A 19,042-nucleotide genomic window follows, 5' to 3' on the forward strand; every position below is an offset into this window, starting at 1 on the left:
GAAGTTATATTATAATTTTACCGTAATTTTACATTTTTTGCAAGCAGGACGCATTCTTTAATATAAGGATTTTGCGGAGTTAAAATAGAATTTTTGGTAAATTCCAAAAGAATTTTTTTTGTTTTATTTCCTATTGCAATAGGTAAAATATTTTCAAAATCATTAATTTTTGAAAAACATTTAACACTAGAAGGTGAAGTAAAAATTACAATAGCCGGTTTTTTAATAAAAACACCAGGGTCGTTACAGAGTGTTTCATAAACAATTATCTCTTTTAATTCATTATTTTTAAAAATATTCTTTTATATTGGAAACTATCTCTTTTGCCCTTAAAAAAAGAAATTTTTTATTTTTATATTTTTTATTTATCTCTTTTGCAAATTCATCCCCATAGGCATTAGATGAAACAAATTCAACTCTTCCTCCTAATTTTTCTATTTCTTTTGCAGTTGCTTTTCCTATTGCCAGACTTGGAAAATTTTTCCATTTATCAGTTAATTTATTTATCGCCCTCACCCCGTTTTTAGAAGTAAAAATCAGATAATCAATTCCATCAAAAGAAATAGAAGAGGATAGAAAATTTATTTTTATAACAGGATAATTTATTACCCCTTCATATTTATCATTATTTAATAAATAAATAGGTAATCTTAAATTTTTCACTTTTAACTTTTCATTTTTAATTTTTGATTTTACTCCCACTCAATTGTTGCAGGAGGTTTACTTGAAATGTCATAAACCACTCTGTTGATACCGTCGACTTCATTGATAATTCTTGTTGAAACCTTTTCTAAAAATTCATGCGGCAAATGGGAAAAAGTTGCCGTCATACCGTCAGTTGAGCTGACACATCTTAAGGCAACCGCATTATCATATGTCCTGTTATCTCCCATCACCCCGACGCTTTTTACATTAAGAAGTACTGCAAAAGCCTGCCAAACTTTATCATAAAGTCCCCATGCTTTTAACTCCTGAATCAAAACGGCATCAGCTTCCCTTAGAAGATTCAAATCTTTTTCATTAACTTCACCCATTATTCTAATAGCAAGTCCCGGCCCTGGAAAAGGATGACGGTAAACTAAACCTTTTGGAAGACCAAGTTCAAGTCCAAGTTTTCTGACTTCATCCTTAAAAAGCTCTCTTAAAGGCTCAATCAATTCAAATTTCATCCACTCGGGAAGTCCTCCTACATTATGATGTGATTTTATTGTTTTAGAAGGACCTTTTACCGAAACTGATTCAATTACGTCAGGATACAGAGTCCCCTGTGCTAAAAATTTTGCGTCTTTATGTTTTTTGGCCGCTTCTTCAAAAACCTCAATAAAAGTATGCCCTATTATTTTTCTTTTTTCTTCCGGATCGGTTACACCTTTGAGCCTTCCTAAAAACTTTTCCCTTGCATCAATAGTAATTAAAGGCACGTGCAACACATTTTTAAAAGCATGCTCGACTTCTTCTCTTTCGTTTTTTCTAAGAAGACCCGTATCTACAAAAATAGGAATTAATTTATCTCTAATGGCTTCATGTAAAAGTGCCGCGGTAACCGAACTGTCAACTCCGCCGCTTAATGCGCATATTACCTTGTTTTCCCCTACCTGCTCTTTAATCTTTTTGATTTGTTCTTTTGCAAAATGAGCCATATCCCATTTGCTTGTTACAGAGCAGACTTCCCTTGCAAAATTTTTTAAAATTTTACTTCCCTCTACACTGTGAGTTACTTCCGGGTGAAACTGAATTGCATAAATTTCTTTTTCTTCATTTACAATTGCAGCATATGGAGCATTTGAGGTATGGGCTATTCTTTTAAATCCGTTAGGCAGTTTTTCAACCCTGTCTGAGTGGCTCATCCAAACTATTGTAGGATTGCTTACATCTTTAAAAATTTTATGAGGTTCATCTATAAAAAGCTCTGCTTTACCATATTCGTGATGGTCGGCCCTAACTACCTCACCTCCGAAATCAACGGTTATAAGCTGCATTCCATAACAAATTCCTAAAATAGGAAGTCCTAAATCATATATTTCTTTATCAACTCTGTATGCATCTTTATCATAAACGCTTGCAGGACCGCCGCTAAAAATTATCCCTTTTGGTTTTTTTTCTTTTGCAGTTTTTAAGCCTTCATAATAAGGTACTATTTCGCTGTAAATTCCCTCTTCTCTCAGTCTTCTGGCTATTAACTGGGTATATTGACTTCCAAAATCAAGTATCAGTATTTCTACTTGCATTTATATCCTTTTTAATGAAATTGTAACAAAAAGAAAGGGAAAATTAATACCAGTGAAGAATTTCGAACTGAACATACCAGATGGCACAGCTTAGGAGATATCCGATTAATACAGCCCAACCATATTTTATATGTGTATTAAATGTATAAATCCCTCTCATTCTACCCATAACTCCAACACCGGCGGCACTTCCAAAACTGATTAAGCTTCCACCGATCCCGGCTGTCATTGTAACAAGCATCCACTGGGCTGCATCCATTGGAGGGTCGGCTTTTAAGATAGCCGCCATTACAGGAACGTTATCTATAATAGAACTTATAAATCCAACACCGATATTTCCCCATGTTGGGCCTATTATTTCATAAAGTTTGGTAACATAAAAAAGCCATCCAAGAAAATACAGCGCGCCTACCGCCGAAAGAATACCGAAAAAGAAAAGCAGTGTATCATGTTCTATTTTGGTCATATTAACAAACACATCTATTTTTTCTTTATATTTCCTTTTATGATAAAAACTGTAAATTTCCAATAATGCCAAACCGAACATCATTCCCCACATTGCCGGAAAATGCATCACTATGTGGCCAAATACCGCAATGGCAATGGTAAGAGCGCCTAAAAATATAATAACTTTTCCACCGTTTTTTATTTCAGCTTTAGGGGTGGTCAAAGCATCAAAATGAGGCTTGCCTTTTGGTACAAAAAGACTTAAAAGCCATGCACTTAAAAGCCATCCTATAAATACAGCCGGAAACAGTGCTAAAAAATCTATTATTTCACCTTTTCCTGCAGTCCAAGCCATAAGTGTCGTAATATCCCCGAAAGGAGACCATGCACCTCCGGCATTTGCAGCCACCACTATATTTATGGCACCTGGAACCAAAAAATTGATATTATGTTTATCTATAGTAATCAGTACTGTTGAAAGAATAAGCGCTGTAGTTAAATTATCGGCAAAAGGGCTTATCCAAAATGAAAGTGTTCCCGTTATCCAAAATATTTTTTTATAAGTATAGCCTCTTGAAATCAAACGGTATTTCAAAGCGTCAAACACACCTCTTTCTATCAGGCTTTCTATATATGTCATGGCAACCATTAAGAAAAAGAAAATCTCCGCTATTTCTTCAATCAGATGTTTAAGCTCTTCGTGCAGCGGTGAAGGGTCAAGATGGTTTAACCAAAAATATGTACCTATAAGCAAAAAAGAAAAAGTACCTATAAAAAGTGCCGGTTTTGATTTATTTATTTCAAATTTTTCTTCTGTTGCAATAAAATAATATCCAACAACAAAAATAGCCAAAACAGCTATTCCTACCCATGTATGAGTGTAATTTACAATTTCTTCATGCATTTTAATCCTTTCTGTAATGAGCCCCGAGAGACTCTTTTCTTTTAATAGCCGCTTTTATTATTTCCCTTGCCGTTAGAAATCTCAACTTTGTAAGCCGCCCGAGCTTATCAATATGTTTTTCAACGAAATCCAACGCCTCGCTTAAACCGTCTTTTGTTCTAATTATACCAACATTTTTCCACATTATTTCCCTTAACATATTTTTATATTTTTTATCATTTTCTTTAAATAATATTTCATCATTTATATCGAATATTCTTTCATCAGTTTTAAATCTGTTTTTTAATATATCCCTTGCGGCTTTTCTGCCGAATACAAAACATTCAAGCGTAGAATTGCTTGCAAGCCTGTTAGCACCGTGAACTCCCGTATTTGCCACTTCCCCGGCAGCATAAAGGTTTTTAAAATTTTTTATTTTAGCATTCACATCAACCACAATTCCACCCATAAAATAATGAAATGCAGGAGAAATAGGAATTTTTTCAAAAGGCACCTTTATATCATAATCCCTCAGTTTGTTAAAAATTGTAGGAAAACGGTTTTTAAAATATTCCTCCTCAAACATACTTACGTCCAAAAACACTTTATGGCCTTTTTGCTGATGCATAAAAATAGCTCTGCTTACAATATCTCTGCTTGCAAGCTCCCCTCTTTCATCATATTCAAACAAAAACCTTTTTCCTTCTTCGTCAACCACCCATGCACCTTCCCCTCTCAAGGCTTCAGTCAACAATAATTTTTGTGAAAATTTACTTTGAATAAATACAGTGGGATGAAACTGTGTAAATTCCATATCGTTTATTTCCATTCCTTTTTCTATTGCAATACCCTGAATATCTCCCGAAATGGTTCTTGCATTTGTGTCATATTTATATAAAGCGCCTATTCCCCCGCTTGCAAGTATTATATTGTTTGCATATACATTATATTTTTTATTGTTTTTAAGCAGACTCACTCCGTAACAGACACCGTCTTCTATTAACAAATCAAAAACTGAGGCATTATCTAGTAAATAGCTTTTGTCTTTTTTTATTAAAAATCTGTGCAGTTCCCTTCCTGTAGCGTCTCCGCCCGCATGATATACCCTCGGGACTGAATGTGCCGCTTCTCTTGTAACACCTTCGAATTTAAAGCCGTAATTTTTTAAATCCTCTTTTAATTTAAGAGACGAGCGCGATAAAATTTCAACCATTTCTTTATTGTTGTGAAAACTACCCGCCTTAATAGTATCTTCTATATGCAAAGCTACATCCTCTTTATCAAGAGCCATTGTAACTCCGCCCTGTGCATAGAAACTGTTTGCATCCCACACTTCTTTTTTTGTAATTATTAAAGTTGACAAATCAGAATTGTCATTTATATATTTTGCCGCCCAAAGTCCGGCGATTCCGCTTCCTATTATAACTACGTCAAATTTCATTTTATCTCCATAGTATTGTTTATTTCTATAATTTTAAGTTCACTTGAATTAATTTCTTTGGTTATATTTTGTTCTTTACCTGGCCAAACAGGGTCTGCCTTATAGCCACATCCTAAAAAAACAGATATAATTATAATATGAAAAAAGCAAAAGATATACTTAAACATTTATTTAATCCCTTTAATGATAAATTACAAGAAAAACGTTGTTTAAAAAAAATTATAGCACTAATGCCCCGTAAATACAATAAATATATAACTTCTTATTCTTTAAAAGGAGAGATTTTGTATATAAAAGTATCACATCCCGCTTTAAGGCAGGAGATTTTTTATAATAAAAATATAATTTTTTCTATTATAAAAACACTCCACAGGGCAAATCAGTGCAACAGTATAAATCCAAAAAAAATAGTTACATTTTATAAATACCAAAAACCTTTAACACCTCCAAAAGAAATAAAATTTTATATTAAAGAGGCGGGAAAATTTAAAATAAAAGCAAAAAAAGAAAATTTAAGAAAAAAATTTGAAGAAATAAAAAATTTAATAAACTCTAAACCCGGTTAAAGCTTTTTTTGCTTTGTTTATATCCGAAACTTTAAATGCAAAAGAACCTTTTCTATCCGAATTAACTGTATAACAATAATTTATATCAATACCGTTTTCATTTAATGTTGAAACAATTTTGTTTAGAGCCCCTATTTCATCATCAACTTCAACTATTAACACATCGCTAAGAGTTAGAGAAAAACCGCTTTTTTCTATTGCTTCGGTAGCTTTTACAACATCTTTTGTCAAAATTCTGAGTATTCCAAAATCACTTGCTTCAACCAGTGTAATAGCCTTAATACTGACATTCTCTTTTGCCAAAGCCTCGGTAATTTCTTTAAGCCTTCCTGTTTTCCTTTCCAAAAACACTGAAATCTGTTTCATTTTATTTCCTTTTATCTACTATTCTTTTTGCTTTACCCATACTTCTTTCTATGCTTTTTGGCTCAACCAGATGAACAATGGCATTAATGTATAAATTATTCAAAAGTGCCTGTTGGAGTTCTTTTTTAATTTTTTCAAGTTTTGCAACATCATCAAACATAATACGCTCATCAACTTCAACCATCAATTCCAACTTATCCAAATAACCTTTTTTATCCACAACTATCTGATAATTTAAACTGACCCCTTCAGTATTTGCTATTACATGCTCAACCTGGGAAGGAAACACATTTACGCCGTTTACTATCAGCATATCGTCTGCCCTTCCCCTTACACTCTCCATCCTTACAAACGTTCTGCCGCATGCACAAGGAGTTCTATCAAGTCTTGTAATATCGCCTGTTCTGTATCTTATTATCGGAAGTGCATGTTTGGTAAGAGTGGTTAAAACAAGTTCGCCCTCTTCACCCTCAGGTAAGACTTCCCCTGTTTTCGGGTCTATTATTTCAGGATAAAAATGGTCTTCGTTTATATGAAGCCCTTCTCCCATGTTACAGCTGCAGCTGACCCCGGGCCCGATTATTTCACTGAGTCCGTAAACCTCGTAATAATCTATCCGCCACGCTTTTGCAACTTCTTCCCTAAGTCCTTTGCTTGTCGGTTCCGCTCCGAAAAAACCGGCTCTAAGCTTATAATTTTTCCTAAATTCAGGCCCCTCTTTTTTGGCCTCTTCTGCCAAATGCAAAGCAAAACTAGGAGTTGCGCAAAGAATTGTAGCCCCAAAATCACGCATTAACATTAACTGTCTTTGGGTAAATCCACCGCTTGCAGGCACTATTGCAGCCCCGATTTTTTGAGCCGCTTCGTGAAATCCGAGTCCGCCTGTAAAAAGCCCGTATCCGTAAGCGTTATGAACTATATCTTTACTTGCGACATCCGCCATATAATAACATCTTATCATCACTTCGTTCCATACATCCATATCATGAGCTGTATATCCCACAACAGTAGGTTTTCCGGTAGTTCCGGAAGATGAATGAATTCTCACAACCTCACTCATCGGCACAGTAAAAAGTCCGAACGGATAATTGTCCCTTAAATCCTGTTTTTTAGTAAATGGAAGTTTTTGTATATCTTCAAGTGATTTTATATCATCAGGAGTTATGTTTAATTCATCAAATTTTTTCTTATAAAAAGGGCTTAGATAATAAACCCTGCTTACCACTTCTTTTAATCTTTTAAGCTGAACTTTTTCGATCTCTTCCCTGCCTGCACTTTCTATTTTATTATAAATCATTTTATCTCCTTTAAATCTTTTTTTGTTTTATAAACAGTTCCTTTAAAAAAAGCAATAATTTTATCTTTATTAGTTATTTTAACTTCATATGTGCCCAAACGGTTACTCTCGGCAATAAGTTTTGCCTCGGCAATTAATTCATCACCTTCTTTTGCAGCATTTATAAAAGATATGCTCGTATCGATTGCCAGGGCAATTTTCCCAAAAGAGTTGCTTGCCACGGCAAACGCAAAATCAGCCAGTGTAAAAATAGCTCCACCGTGACAAACACCTGCCAGATTCAAATGAAATGTGGATACTTTCATTTTTGCCTTTGCATATCCGTATTTTACATCTATTAGTCCAATGCCTATATTTTTGCCAAATTCGGCATTTTCATTAAAATATAATTTAATTTTCTCCATAATTCATCGCTTTATCCAATATTTCAAAATTAGCTTTGGCAAATTTTGGATTAATATCTTTTATGGCTTCTTTTACCTCATCTACGCTGAAAGGAAAATTTTTAACATTTTTTAATGCAACTCCCAGCATAAACACATTAAGCCCTTTAACATCAAACAGACCCTCTTCTGCCAGTCTGTTTGCATCTACAATATACTCATTTGCATCAATTTCAGGAAAATTATCTGCATTTACAACCAAATCCCCGCCTTTTTTTAAATATGGAAGATTTATAAGTGCTTCATCCCGATCAAGCCCAATTAATAAATCAGCCTGTCCGTAATCAATCAATGGATTATAAAATTCGCCTATTTTAATATGAGAACTCACACTTCCGCCTCTCTGACTCATCCCGTGATTTTCCGTTCCTAAAAATTTATACCCTTTTTTAGCGGCACAAATACTGAGTACCTTTACTAAAAATACAACGCCCTGCCCACCAAATCCTGCTAAAAGTATCTGATATTTCATTTATCCCTCCTTATGAAGGCATCCGTAGGACAGACCCCGCTGATACACACACCGCATCCGACACATAAAAGCGGGTCTATTTCTATTTTTCCCCTTTCATTATAAGCCATAGGAGGACATACAAACTGGGTGGTGCATACATCACACGCAACACATTTTTCTTCGTCCACTGTAGCAAAAATACCTTTTAAGTTTTCTTTTGCTTTTTCTTTATCCAACACACAGAATTGTCTGCTAATTACAACCAAAGGGACTTCAACATTTTCAAATTTTTTCTTTACATCTTTAAAAAAGTTTATGGTTTTATTAATATCAGGCTCGTAAAAATACTCCATTACCTCAGCACCACATCCCTCAGCAACTTTTTTTAAATCTACTTTCCCGGGGGCAGCCCTCTCAGGCGTAGCTTGTCTTCCCGTCATTGCAACGGTTGAATTATCCAAAATCACAAGTATAAATTTAGCTTTTTGATAAACTGCATTAATTAATGGCGCTACACCTGAGTGAAAAAACGTTGAATCACCTATTGTTGCAATTACCGTTTTTTCTTTATCGGCAATACTGAAGCCGTGCGCCATTGACACACTGGCCCCCATACATAAAACTGTATCGATTGCTTTTTGATTGATTCCAAGTGTATAACACCCTATGTCTGAAGGATATATCGATTTTTTAGACCGAAACACTTTTTTTATTGCAAAAAAGATATCTCTGTGGGGACATCCGGGACACAAATTCGGTTTTCTATGCTTCACTTCAAAATTCTGGGTAAATATAGGTTTATAAATATTTTCCCCATTATATAAACCTACATTTTTTAAAGCCTTTAAAACCCTCTCTTTTGTCATCTCGTCAATTGAATGCACATCATTTGTCATTTTTCCGTAAACATTATGGCTTCTAATTTCTTCTTCAATTACCGGATAGGTCTCTTCAATTACCAATACTTTTTCATATTTTTTAATTAAATCTTTAAGCTGATTTAACGGCAGAGGATAAGGCATATCAATTTTTAATATATCGATATCTAAATTTAATTCATCAATTACCTCTTTTACATATCCAAAAGCCGCTCCGCTAGAGATGAATAAATTTTTTGTACCTTTGAGCTTATTGATTTTTGGTTTTATAAATACCTCATAATTATATTTTTTAATTTTTTCTAATTTTTCTTCCCTCTCATATGCCTGAGCCAGTCTTCCAGCCCTTGGGACTGCAGCCCATCTTGATATATCCCTTTGGAAATTTCCTTCCTTCGCTTCAAATTTATGCTCTTTTAGTTCCACTATTTCCCTTGAATGTGAAACCCTCATTACGCTTCTTAGCATCACAGGTATTTGAAATTTTTTTGATAATTCACTTGCCTTTATCGTAAATTCATATGCTTCGGCAGGGGTTGCCGGATCGATAACGGGAATTCTTGCAAACCTAGCAAATTCACGGCTGTCCTGTTCTGTCTGGGATGAATGAAAACCGGGGTCGTCCGCAACAATTAAAACAAACCCGCCAATATTGCCTATAAAACTTGCGCTCATTAAGGCATCACTTGCCACATTAAGCCCTACCTGTTTCATTGTGGCAGCACTGTTCAGTCCTGCTATTGCACCGGAAAAAGCCACTTCAAATCCCACTTTTTCATTAGTCGCCCACTTTGCATAAACAGGCAGATTTTTAGAAATTTTTTCAAAAGTCGTTAATATTTCACTCGAGGGGGTACCGGGATACCCGCTTAGAATTTGAGTATTGCTGTGCATTAGTCCATATGCAATTGCCTCATTACCCATTAATGTCTGTTTCATTTTTTCCCTTTTATTTATCAATTTTTATAATAATATCAAAAAAGTTTAAATATCAATTAATTTTATATTAAAATTTAAAAAAAAAGGAAAAAAATGAGCCATTTTGATATAGGCGTCTGCTCAGCTTTTTGGCTGACAATACTAAGTGCCCTGCTTTGTGTGATTTACGGTTTGATTAATTGGAACAAAGGTGATGAGGAAAGCAATGAAATGCTTCTAAAAAAATGGGCCGATGAAGAAAAAGAGCTTAACGAGGAGTTACTATGAGCTTTTGGGAAATTGCACTAATTATTCTTTATCTGTTCGCTTTGACATATCTTGGATGGATGGGATATTCAAAAACAAAAAATTCAACAGATTATCTTTTAGCGGGCCGTGAGGCACATCCGTTTGTAATGTCTCTTAGTTACGGTGCCACATTTATCTCAACTGCTGCAATTGTCGGATTCGGCGGAGTGGCGGCATGGCTTGGAAATTCGCTTTTGTGGCTTACTTTTTTAAATATTTTTGTCGGAATTTTTATTGCTTTTGTATTTATAGGAAACCCCACAAGAAAAATGGGCTTAAGGCTCGACGCCCACACTTTTCCTGAGTTTTTGGGCAAAAGATATGATTCAAAATTTATTCAGATTTTTGCCGCACTTATAATTTTATTTTTTATGCCGTTATATGCCACGGCTGTTCTAATCGGAGGTGTTCAGTTTATCAGTATCTATTTTCATGTGGATTATCACATAGCATTATTAATATTTTCACTGATAATCACTGCTTATGTTTTAGCCGGCGGGCTTAAAGGGGTTATGTATACCGATGCCCTTCAGGGTTCAATAATGTTTTTAGCTATGATTGTTTTAATAGTAATGGTGTTTTATTCACTGGGGGGGAATAAACGAAGCATTCGCAAAACTTGATAACGTTTGGCAAATTACGGTAATAGACAAGCTTTCAAATACCGGTTTAAAAGATTTAGTTCCGGGAAGCGGCGATTTTATGATGAAATTATCTCAGATATGGGGATTTCAGGGCTGGAATAAAATGCCGTCATTTTTATCTCCTGGTTGGCTTTTTGTAATAACCACGATTACTCTTGGTGTCGGAATCGGAGTACTTGCCCAGCCACAGCTTATAGTGAGATTTATGACCGTAAAAAGCAAAAAAGAACTAAACAGGGCTGTATTAATAGGAGGGATTTTCATTTTGGCAATGACAGGTGTTATTTTTGTTGTGGGAAGTTTAAGCAATGCATGGTATTTTGAAAATTACGGAGGTAAAAACGCCCTTGAAGCGGCGGGGGCAATTGGAAAAGTAATCCCCCATTTTATAAATACGGCGATGCCGCACTGGTTTGGATTTATTTTCCTTTTTGCTCTTATCTCAGCAGCAATGTCCACTTTATCAAGTCAGTTTCACACAATGGGGACGGCTGTCGGCAGGGACATTTTTGAAACACTCGGGGCTGATAAAAACAAAACCACTTTATGGACAAAAATCGGAATTGTCATTGTTATTCTGTTTTCAGTATTTTTAGCTTTTAAATTTCAAAAGGCCCCGGCAATTATTGCGAGAAGTACGGCTATTTTCTTTGCACTTTGTGCATCTGTATTTTTACCTTCTTTTATTTTTGGACTTTTTTCAAAAAGAATCACTAAAACAGCGGCAATTTCAAGTATGTTTGTCGGATTTTTTGTATCTTTATTCTGGCTATTGTTTTGCCATTTCAAAGAAGCAAAAGCTTTGGGTATTGCCAAGGCGCTTTTTGGTGTAAATTCTATTTTGGGCCACAGCAAATGGGCTTTTGTAGATGCCATGGTTATCGCTCTTCCTCTTTCAACAATAACTTTAATAATAGTTACAATGATTACAAAACCTGACACAAAAACGATAAAAAAAGCTTTTGGCGTTAGAGGATAAAATCTTCCAGCTCTTCCTCTGTAATTTCACTCGGCATTCTTTTCATTAAAACAGAGGCGGCCAAAGATGTTGAAATTATAATTAATAACAGAGAAACATAAGTATTTACATCAATAATTTTAAATTCGAGTCCGAAAACACTTGCCACTATTCCAAATGTAAGTCTCATATTAAAAAAAAGCCCCGCAATTTTATAAACACTTTTTTTAAAAAACGGTTTTGTCGCAATTACGGTCGCCAGATATTTTGTGCCAAAAGCAATAATTCCAAGTATTATACTCAAAAATAAAATCTTAAAATTAATAACGTCAAGTTTAATTGAATAACCCGCTTTAAAAAAGAAAAAAGGAGCCACAAACCCAAATATTATAGCCCTTAATTTTTTTTCTATCATTTCATTTTCTTTTAAAAATTCAGAAAAAAATATTCCCAGGGCAAACGCTAAAACAGCTTCGTTAATATGTATCTCTTTTGAGAGAAAACCGATTGAAATTAAAATTGCAATAATAAACCTTATAGGAAATTCTATATGATTGCCTGTGTATCTGGCAAATAATTTTTCACCGAATTTAGGCAAAACAAACATTACTATTAACAGTACGCCTAAAAAAATAATATTCTGATAATTTATTCCTTCAAACAAAAAGCTCAGTGAAAACATACTGATTATATCCACAATCATAGCCCCGGCCAGAAGCGTCTGACCGGAATTAAGATGAAGCATATTTTTATCTTTCAAAAGCGGATACACGAGTGCCAGAGAGGTGGTGGAAAGCGCTATGCTTATTAGCAAAGACGCTTTAAGGGAATAAAGTAAAATAAATTTGCTAATCAGAAATATTGAAACAAACGGCAATAAAAAAGAAGACACCCCTATAAAAACGGCTTTTATAAAATTTTTCTTAAGAAGTTTTAAATCGCTCTCAAGCCCCGCAAAAAACATAAGCCCCAAAAGTCCCACGTTTGCCAGAAATTCCGCCCATTTTAAATCGCTCATATGGAAAAAATTAGCGGCTATACTTCCCGCTATAATTTCAAAAATAGCGGGGGAAAAACTAATCTCAAGTGCAATAATTCCGGCAATTATTATTAATGCCACTACCACCAGACTCTCTATTTCAAGCTTCATTTTAACCTTTTTTAGTATAATTTTATCAAAAAGGAGAATATTGCAAAAAAAAATAAAAAATTTACCGCCTAAACCGGGAGTTTATCAGTATTTTGATAAAAACGGCAAACTGTTATATGTGGGAAAAGCAAAAAACCTGAAAAAAAGAGTAAAAAGCTATTTTAGATTTAATCCTTTCAGAGCGGCGGATAATTTAGCCCCGAGAATATATAAAATGATAAATGAAGCTAAAAAACTAAATTATATTGTAGTTGAAAGTGAAAGCGACGCTTTAATTCTTGAAAATTCTTTAATTAAACAGTTAAAACCCAAATATAATATTCTTTTAAGGGATGATAAAACATATCCTTATATTTATGTGGATATGGATGAGCTTTTCCCGAGACTTGAAATAACAAGAAAAATAATAAAAGGCAAAAATATAAAATATTTCGGACCGTTCAGCAGCGGTGCGGGTGCGATTTTAAAAACAATATATGAAGAAATTCCCCTTGTTCAGTCAAAAAGCTGTTTGAAAAATAAAAAAGCATGCCTTTATCATCAGATAGGAAAATGTCTGGCGCCATGCGTTGGTAAGATTAACCCGGAAGAATATAAAAAATATATAAATAAAGCAATTGAACTAATCCATGACAAAGAAAAAATTCTAAATATTCTTTATAAAAAAATGGAAAAATTTGCAAAAAAATTACAGTTTGAAGAAGCGGCTGAAATCAGAGACAGAATAAAATCTATAGAAAATGCCGAAATTTATTCTAATGTAGATTTGGCAAAACTTGAAGATTTGGACATTTTTGTTGTAGAAACATTTAATAATAAGGCTGTAATAATCAGAATATTTGTAAGGGAGGGAAAAGTAGTCTCCGGCACTCACAATATAATAAATGCTCAAACTGAAATAGATAAAAATGAAACCTATAAAAGAGCTATTTTAGAATTTTATAACAGAGAAACTCCTTTTACATCCTCAAAAATTTTAGTGGGTGAAGATTTTGAGGAAAGAACTGCTTTAAGCAAATTTTTAAGTGAAAAATTCAAAAGAAAAATTTCAATAGTTACACCGACCACAAAAGAGAGAAAAAATTTAATAAATTTAGCTAAAATTAATGCAAATGAAATTATGAAAAACCAAAAAGAAAACAATATTCTATTTGAAATAAAAAAGCTGTTTAATTTACAAAACATACCATATAAAATAGAAGTATTCGACACTTCCCATATGCATGGAGAGGCAACAGTCGGGGCAATGGTGGTTTGGGAAAATGAAAAATTCAAAAAGTCTGAATACAGACACTATCATTTAGAAGGAAAAGACGAATATTCCCAAATGAGAGAGCTTTTAACAAGAAGGGCAAAAAGTTTTGATAAAACACCCCCGCCGGAGCTTTGGCTCATTGACGGGGGGCCTGCCCAGATAAATATAACAAAGGAAATAATTGACTCAACTGGTGCAAACATTGATATTTTAGGAATTGCAAAAGAAAAAATTGGTGCAAAAGCCCACAGGGCAAAAGGAGGAGCAAACGATAAAATATATTTTCATTGGAAAATGGATAACGGAGAATATAAAATCGAAAAAATAGAACTTAATGAAAATGACAAAAGGCTTATGTTTTTGCAGAATTTAAGGGATGAAGCGCACAGATTCGCAATAGAATTTCACAGAATTACCAAAAGAAAAAATGACACACAGATTGAACTTTTAAACATCAAAGGCATAGGAAAAGCAAAAATGACAAAACTGATAAACTATTTTGGAACATTTGAAAATATTAAAAACGCATCTTTAAAAGATTTGGAAAAGGTTTTAAATAAAAAAGATGCATTGATTATATATAATTTTTATAAAGAAAAAAAATGAAAACAGTGGCAATTGGAGGTTTTGACGGAATGCACATCGCACATCAGAAAATTTTAAAAAAAGTGGATTTTTTTATTGTTATAGAAAAAGGAAGCTCAATCACACCGGGGTTTGACAGATGCGAATATACTAATTTAGGGTGTGAATTTATGTTTTTGGAAAAAATAAAACATTTAAAACCTGTTGAATTTATAAAAATATTAAAAAAAATGAATGTAAAAAAAATTGTGGTTGGTGATGATTTTAAATTCGGCAAAAACAGAAGTGGAGATATTAATTTATTAAAAAAATATTTTGAAGTTGAGGTAATAAAAGAGATTAAAATAGAAGAAATCGGGGTGCATGCCCATATCATCAGAAACTTTATAAAAAACGATATAAAAAAAGCAAATAAATTTTTAGGAAGAAGTTATAAAATCAAAGGAACACCAATAAAAGGTCAGGGGCTTGGAAAAAAAGAGTTGGTCCCAACAATTAATATAGAACTCTTTAAGCCGTATGTAATTCCTAAAGAAGGGGTTTACATAACCAAAACAAATAATTTTCAATCGCTTACTTTTATTGGAAAGCGCTCAACCGATGGAAATTTTTCAATTGAGACGCATATAATTAGTGAAAATGTGAAAATAGTTAGTAGTGAAAATGGATTTATAGAAATTAAATTTATTGATTTTTTAAGGGAAAACAAAAAATTTGATACTTTATCTGATTTAAAAAGACAGATTTTAGAAGATATTGAAAATTTAAATAGCAGCTATTGCCAATGAAGTAGCAATAAGCAAAAATGTTGCTATTAACACCAAAATATCTACTTTCATTTTCACCTCCTTTGTTATTTTGCAATAAAAGGATAACAAGGTAAAATTACAAAAAGATAACAAAGGGCAAAATTGGCACTGATAGATTTATTAAATATAAGCAAAAAATTTGAAGCTCAAAAAATATTATGCAATATAGAATTTCATCTTGACGAGGGCGAAAGAGTAGCGCTTATAGGTAAAAACGGAAGCGGTAAATCTACTCTTATGAAAATAATTGACGCCACTGTAGAAGCCGATGAGGGAGAAATAATTACAAAAAACGGCATAAAAATAAAAAGATTAAAACAAACCCCAACATTTCCCACAGGTCTTAGTGTGAGAGAGGCCATCGAAAATGAACTTACCGAATTCAAAGAAGCTTATCAAAAATACATGCATTTTGCGCAAGCATTTGCAAAAAACCCGGATAACCCTCAAATTCAAATGGAAATGGACAAAATTTCAAAATTCCTTGATTTCCACAATGCCTGGAATTTGGATGACAGGATTGAGAGAATTTTACACGAATTTGATTTAAAAAAATATGAATTTAAAGATATATCACTTCTTAGCGGAGGAGAACAAAGAAGAGTTGCTCTTGCAAGTCTTTTGCTTCAAAAACCGGATGTTTTGCTTTTGGATGAACCGACCAACCATCTTGATGTGTATATGACTGAATTTTTGGAAGAAATGCTGCTTAAAGAAAAATATACCTTTTTAGTGGTAAGCCACGACAGATATTTTATAGACAGAGTCGCCTCAAGGGTAATAGAACTTGAAAACTGCCGCCTCAGAAGTTTCAAAGGCGGATATGCAAGTTATTTAAAGCAAAAAGAAGAACTTCTAAAAGCAAAAGAAAAAGAATTTGAAAACGAAATAAGACTTCTTAAAAGAGAAGAAGAATGGCTGAGCAGAGGGGTTAAAGCCAGACTTAAAAGAAACGAAGGCAGAAAAAAAAGGGTATTGGAACTTAAAGAAAAAGTAAAATACGACAAAATGGAAATAAGACAGATTGAAATGCAGCTAAAGCGGGAACTTTTGGCAAAAGAAGAAGATAAAATCAATAAAAAAAAGGTTATGTTCGAAATTGAAAATTTAAGCAAAAGCCTTGGAAATAAATTATTAATAAAAGATTTTAGCACAAGAATTTTACAAAAAGACAAAATTGCAATAGTCGGTAAAAACGGGAGCGGAAAATCTACGTTTTTAAAGCTTCTAACAAAAGAGGAAACACCCGATGAGGGAATAATAAAAATCGGGGAAAATGTAAAAATAGGTTATCTAGACCAGAGAAAATCAATGCTTAATGACAGCAAAGATTTAATAGAAACTTTTTGCCCAAAAGGAGGAGACAGGGTAAATGTCAGAGGCAGAAATATGCATGTCTACGGATATTTGAGAGAATTTTTATTTCCTCCGGAATATCTAACAAAAAAAATAGGTGTTTTAAGCGGGGGTGAGAAAACAAGAGTTGCGCTTGCACTTCTTTTTACCAAAGATTTTAATGTATTAATTTTAGACGAACCGACAAACGATTTGGATATTCCGACTATTAATATTTTGGAAGAATACCTAATGAATTATGAAGGAAGTGTAATTTTTGTAAGCCACGACAGATATTTTGTGGATAAAATTGCAAAAAAACTGTTTGTTTTCAAAGGAAACGGAATTGTGGAAGAGAGTTTCATACCTTATACGGAATTTCTCGAAATTGAAAAAGAGCTAAAATTAATCGAAAACGAAAAATTAAAAATAGAAAATAAAAAAAAAGAAAGGCCAAAAAGAAAACAGACAAAACTTTCTTACAAAGAACAGCGTGAGCTTGAAGAACTGCCTGTACTTTTAGAAGAGCTTGAAGCAAGCATTGCGGAAATTGAAGAATGTTTAAGCAATCCTGATTGTTATAATGAAAAAGGTCTTGTTAACCTAACCGGGGAATTGGAAGAGATTAAAAAACTTTATGATGAAAAAGTGGAAAGATATCTTGAACTCGAAGAAAAAAAAGAATCCCTTATACAAGGATAAAAAATGGATACAAAAAAAACTATCAAAAATTCTTATATTTTTCTTAAACATTTAAAAGAAGATATTTTGGATGAAATTACACTATATGCCGCAGCTATGAGTTTTTATACAATTTTTTCTCTTGTCCCTATTCTTCTTATCATTCTTTCTTTTATAGCAGGCTCTCCATTTTTTTCGGATATATATGATAAATTGGAAGGTTTTATATCTTCAAACCTGCTTCCTACAAATAAAGAAATAATCTCATCTTATCTTCAAAATTTTTTAACAAATTCATCCAAAATGGGAATAATCGGAGGTATTTATATAGTGGTAACATCCATTCTGTTTTTTAACAACTTCGAGGAAATAGTCTCAAAAATTTTTAAACAGAACAAAAAGAATATCTGGGAGAGAATAAAACTTTACTGGACAATGATTACGCTTTTTCCGATTCTTTTCGGAGTTGCTATGTATCTGTCTATAAAATTTCAGTTTTTTCTTGACAAATCCACTTTAACCTCATGGATAAAATTAGGGAAAATTCTTCCTTTTTTACTTATATGGATAACATTTTTTTTATCATATAAAATAGTTTTAATAAACGAAAAAACAACATCAACGCTAATTTCCTCATTTATTGTAACAATCGCCTTTTTTACAGCTAAAAACACATTTATTTATTATGTGTTAATCAATAAAACATATACATCTATTTACGGCTCCATTGCCACTTTAATGTTTGTGTTTTTATGGATTTATATTAACTGGATAATCTATATAGGCGGAATTTACTTAATTAAATATTTAGATATAATTACAGAAAAAAAGGAGAAATTATGGATATTTCAAAAATTAAACCAACCGAAGATGAAGCAGTAAATGCTGTTATAGAAATTCCACAAAGAAGCAATATAAAATATGAAATAGATAAAGTTAGCGGTGCCGTATGTTTAGACAGAATTCTTTACGGAAGCCAGTTTTATCCTGCAAATTACGGATTTATTCCCAATACTCTTGCAGATGACGGTGACCCGATTGATATATTGGTTCTCTCAACCGAAAGCGTTGTTCCGGGATGCGTTATTAAATCAAAGGTAATCGGTGTTTTAATAATGGAAGACGAAAACGGGCAGGATGAAAAAATAGTAGCCGTTCCTGTTACTAAACTGGACCCTCAAATGGCAAAAATTAATTCTTTGGAAGATTTGCCTGAAATTAAACTAAATCAAATCAAACATTTTTTTGAAACATATAAAGACCTTGAGCCTGGCAAATGGGTTAAAGTTACAGGCTTTGAAGGAAAAGAAAAAGCGATGGAGCTTATAAATAAAGCTATCCAAAACTATAACAAATAAACTCTTTTTCTCTTTTTTTGTTACCAATCTTCACAAT

General features: G+C 33.3%; 18 protein-coding genes and 1 pseudogene. 8 read left to right on the forward strand and 11 right to left on the reverse strand.

The features are described from left to right. Positions 1–288 precede the first annotated feature (288 nt). Genes DZ67_RS10770 through DZ67_RS10620 form a run of 5 tightly spaced genes read right to left on the reverse strand, consistent with a single transcriptional unit; the run spans position 289 to position 5,166 of the window. On the reverse strand, positions 289–663 hold the full coding sequence (locus DZ67_RS10770; RefSeq protein WP_236619993.1) for a uroporphyrinogen-III synthase: 375 nt from the start codon (positions 661–663) through the stop codon (positions 289–291). Between the two features lie 29 nt (positions 664–692). Next, a complete protein-coding gene (guaA, locus tag DZ67_RS0100405) occupies positions 693–2,228 on the reverse strand; it encodes a glutamine-hydrolyzing GMP synthase (protein WP_024791664.1) in 1,536 nt (511 codons plus the stop codon). 43 nt (positions 2,229–2,271) lie between these two features. After that, the gene (gene nhaD, locus DZ67_RS0100410; RefSeq protein WP_024786740.1) at positions 2,272–3,579 is read right to left on the reverse strand and encodes a sodium:proton antiporter NhaD; all 1,308 of its coding nucleotides are present in this window, start codon (positions 3,577–3,579) and stop codon (positions 2,272–2,274) included. A gap of 1 nt (position 3,580) precedes the next feature. Beyond that, the gene (gene nadB / locus DZ67_RS0100415; RefSeq protein WP_024791665.1) at positions 3,581–4,999 is read right to left on the reverse strand and encodes an L-aspartate oxidase; all 1,419 of its coding nucleotides are present in this window, start codon (positions 4,997–4,999) and stop codon (positions 3,581–3,583) included. Further along, complete coding sequence (locus DZ67_RS10620) at positions 4,996–5,166, reverse strand: hypothetical protein (RefSeq protein WP_162147140.1); 171 nt, start codon at positions 5,164–5,166, stop codon at positions 4,996–4,998. Before DZ67_RS10620 ends, nadB begins: the two co-directional genes overlap by 4 nt. Here DZ67_RS10620 and DZ67_RS0100425 point away from each other — a divergent pair. Further along, the gene (locus tag DZ67_RS0100425; protein WP_024791666.1) at positions 5,137–5,565 is read left to right on the forward strand and encodes a DciA family protein; all 429 of its coding nucleotides are present in this window, start codon (positions 5,137–5,139) and stop codon (positions 5,563–5,565) included. The genes DZ67_RS10620 and DZ67_RS0100425 overlap by 30 nt on opposite strands. On the opposite strand, the gene DZ67_RS0100430 is transcribed toward DZ67_RS0100425, so the two are convergent. The 5 genes from DZ67_RS0100430 to DZ67_RS0100450 are packed head-to-tail and all read right to left on the reverse strand — an operon-like array spanning position 5,542 to position 9,942. Continuing rightward, entirely contained in the window at positions 5,542–5,931 is a 390-nt protein-coding gene (locus DZ67_RS0100430; protein ID WP_035906975.1) for a hypothetical protein, read from the reverse strand. The genes DZ67_RS0100425 and DZ67_RS0100430 overlap by 24 nt on opposite strands. 1 nt (position 5,932) lies before the next feature. After that, positions 5,933–7,228 carry a phenylacetate--CoA ligase family protein gene (locus DZ67_RS0100435; RefSeq protein ID WP_024791668.1) on the reverse strand — a complete coding sequence of 432 codons (1,296 nt, stop codon included), beginning with the start codon at positions 7,226–7,228 and terminating at the stop codon, positions 5,933–5,935. Then, a complete protein-coding gene (locus DZ67_RS0100440) occupies positions 7,225–7,632 on the reverse strand; it encodes a PaaI family thioesterase (RefSeq protein WP_024786745.1) in 408 nt (135 codons plus the stop codon). The genes DZ67_RS0100435 and DZ67_RS0100440 overlap by 4 nt, the downstream gene beginning before the upstream one ends. Continuing rightward, on the reverse strand, positions 7,619–8,143 hold the full coding sequence (locus tag DZ67_RS0100445; RefSeq protein WP_024791669.1) for a 2-oxoacid:acceptor oxidoreductase family protein: 525 nt from the start codon (positions 8,141–8,143) through the stop codon (positions 7,619–7,621). The genes DZ67_RS0100440 and DZ67_RS0100445 overlap by 14 nt, the downstream gene beginning before the upstream one ends. After that, positions 8,140–9,942, reverse strand: coding sequence for a thiamine pyrophosphate-dependent enzyme (locus DZ67_RS0100450; RefSeq protein WP_024791670.1), 1,803 nt, complete (start codon positions 9,940–9,942; stop codon positions 8,140–8,142). The genes DZ67_RS0100445 and DZ67_RS0100450 overlap by 4 nt, the downstream gene beginning before the upstream one ends. A 93-nt stretch (positions 9,943–10,035) precedes the next feature. Here DZ67_RS0100450 and DZ67_RS10635 point away from each other — a divergent pair, with 93 nt between their 5' ends. Beyond that, a complete protein-coding gene (locus DZ67_RS10635; protein WP_173391317.1) occupies positions 10,036–10,209 on the forward strand; it encodes a symporter small accessory protein in 174 nt (57 codons plus the stop codon). Then, positions 10,206–11,853: pseudogene (locus DZ67_RS11200) on the forward strand (sodium:solute symporter family protein). The gene DZ67_RS10635 and the pseudogene DZ67_RS11200 overlap by 4 nt, the downstream one beginning before the upstream one ends. Here the strand turns inward: DZ67_RS11200 and DZ67_RS09605 are convergent. Beyond that, positions 11,843–12,982 (reverse strand): cation:proton antiporter, encoded by a 1,140-nt coding sequence (locus tag DZ67_RS09605; RefSeq protein ID WP_024791671.1) that lies wholly within the window; start codon positions 12,980–12,982, stop codon positions 11,843–11,845. The pseudogene DZ67_RS11200 and the gene DZ67_RS09605 overlap by 11 nt on opposite strands. A 40-nt stretch (positions 12,983–13,022) precedes the next feature. Between DZ67_RS09605 and uvrC the strand changes: the two genes are divergently transcribed. From uvrC to ppa, 5 genes are all read left to right on the forward strand, one after another. Next, positions 13,023–14,843, forward strand: coding sequence for an excinuclease ABC subunit UvrC (uvrC, locus tag DZ67_RS0100470; protein WP_024791672.1), 1,821 nt, complete (start codon positions 13,023–13,025; stop codon positions 14,841–14,843). Further along, on the forward strand, positions 14,840–15,610 hold the full coding sequence (locus tag DZ67_RS0100475) for a bifunctional riboflavin kinase/FAD synthetase (protein WP_024791673.1): 771 nt from the start codon (positions 14,840–14,842) through the stop codon (positions 15,608–15,610). The genes uvrC and DZ67_RS0100475 overlap by 4 nt, the downstream gene beginning before the upstream one ends. A gap of 123 nt (positions 15,611–15,733) precedes the next feature. After that, the gene (gene abc-f, locus DZ67_RS0100480; RefSeq protein WP_024791674.1) at positions 15,734–17,668 is read left to right on the forward strand and encodes a ribosomal protection-like ABC-F family protein; all 1,935 of its coding nucleotides are present in this window, start codon (positions 15,734–15,736) and stop codon (positions 17,666–17,668) included. 3 nt (positions 17,669–17,671) lie between these two features. Continuing rightward, positions 17,672–18,529, forward strand: a complete 858-nt coding sequence (locus DZ67_RS0100485; RefSeq protein ID WP_024786753.1) for a YihY family inner membrane protein — start codon at positions 17,672–17,674, stop codon at positions 18,527–18,529. Beyond that, the gene (gene ppa, locus DZ67_RS0100490) at positions 18,487–19,005 is read left to right on the forward strand and encodes an inorganic diphosphatase (protein ID WP_024786754.1); all 519 of its coding nucleotides are present in this window, start codon (positions 18,487–18,489) and stop codon (positions 19,003–19,005) included. The genes DZ67_RS0100485 and ppa overlap by 43 nt, the downstream gene beginning before the upstream one ends. Positions 19,006–19,042: the final 37 nt, after the last annotated feature.

The organism is Lebetimonas sp. JS138 (genome assembly GCF_000523335.1).
Classification (GTDB): Bacteria; Campylobacterota; Campylobacteria; order Campylobacterales; family Nautiliaceae; genus Lebetimonas.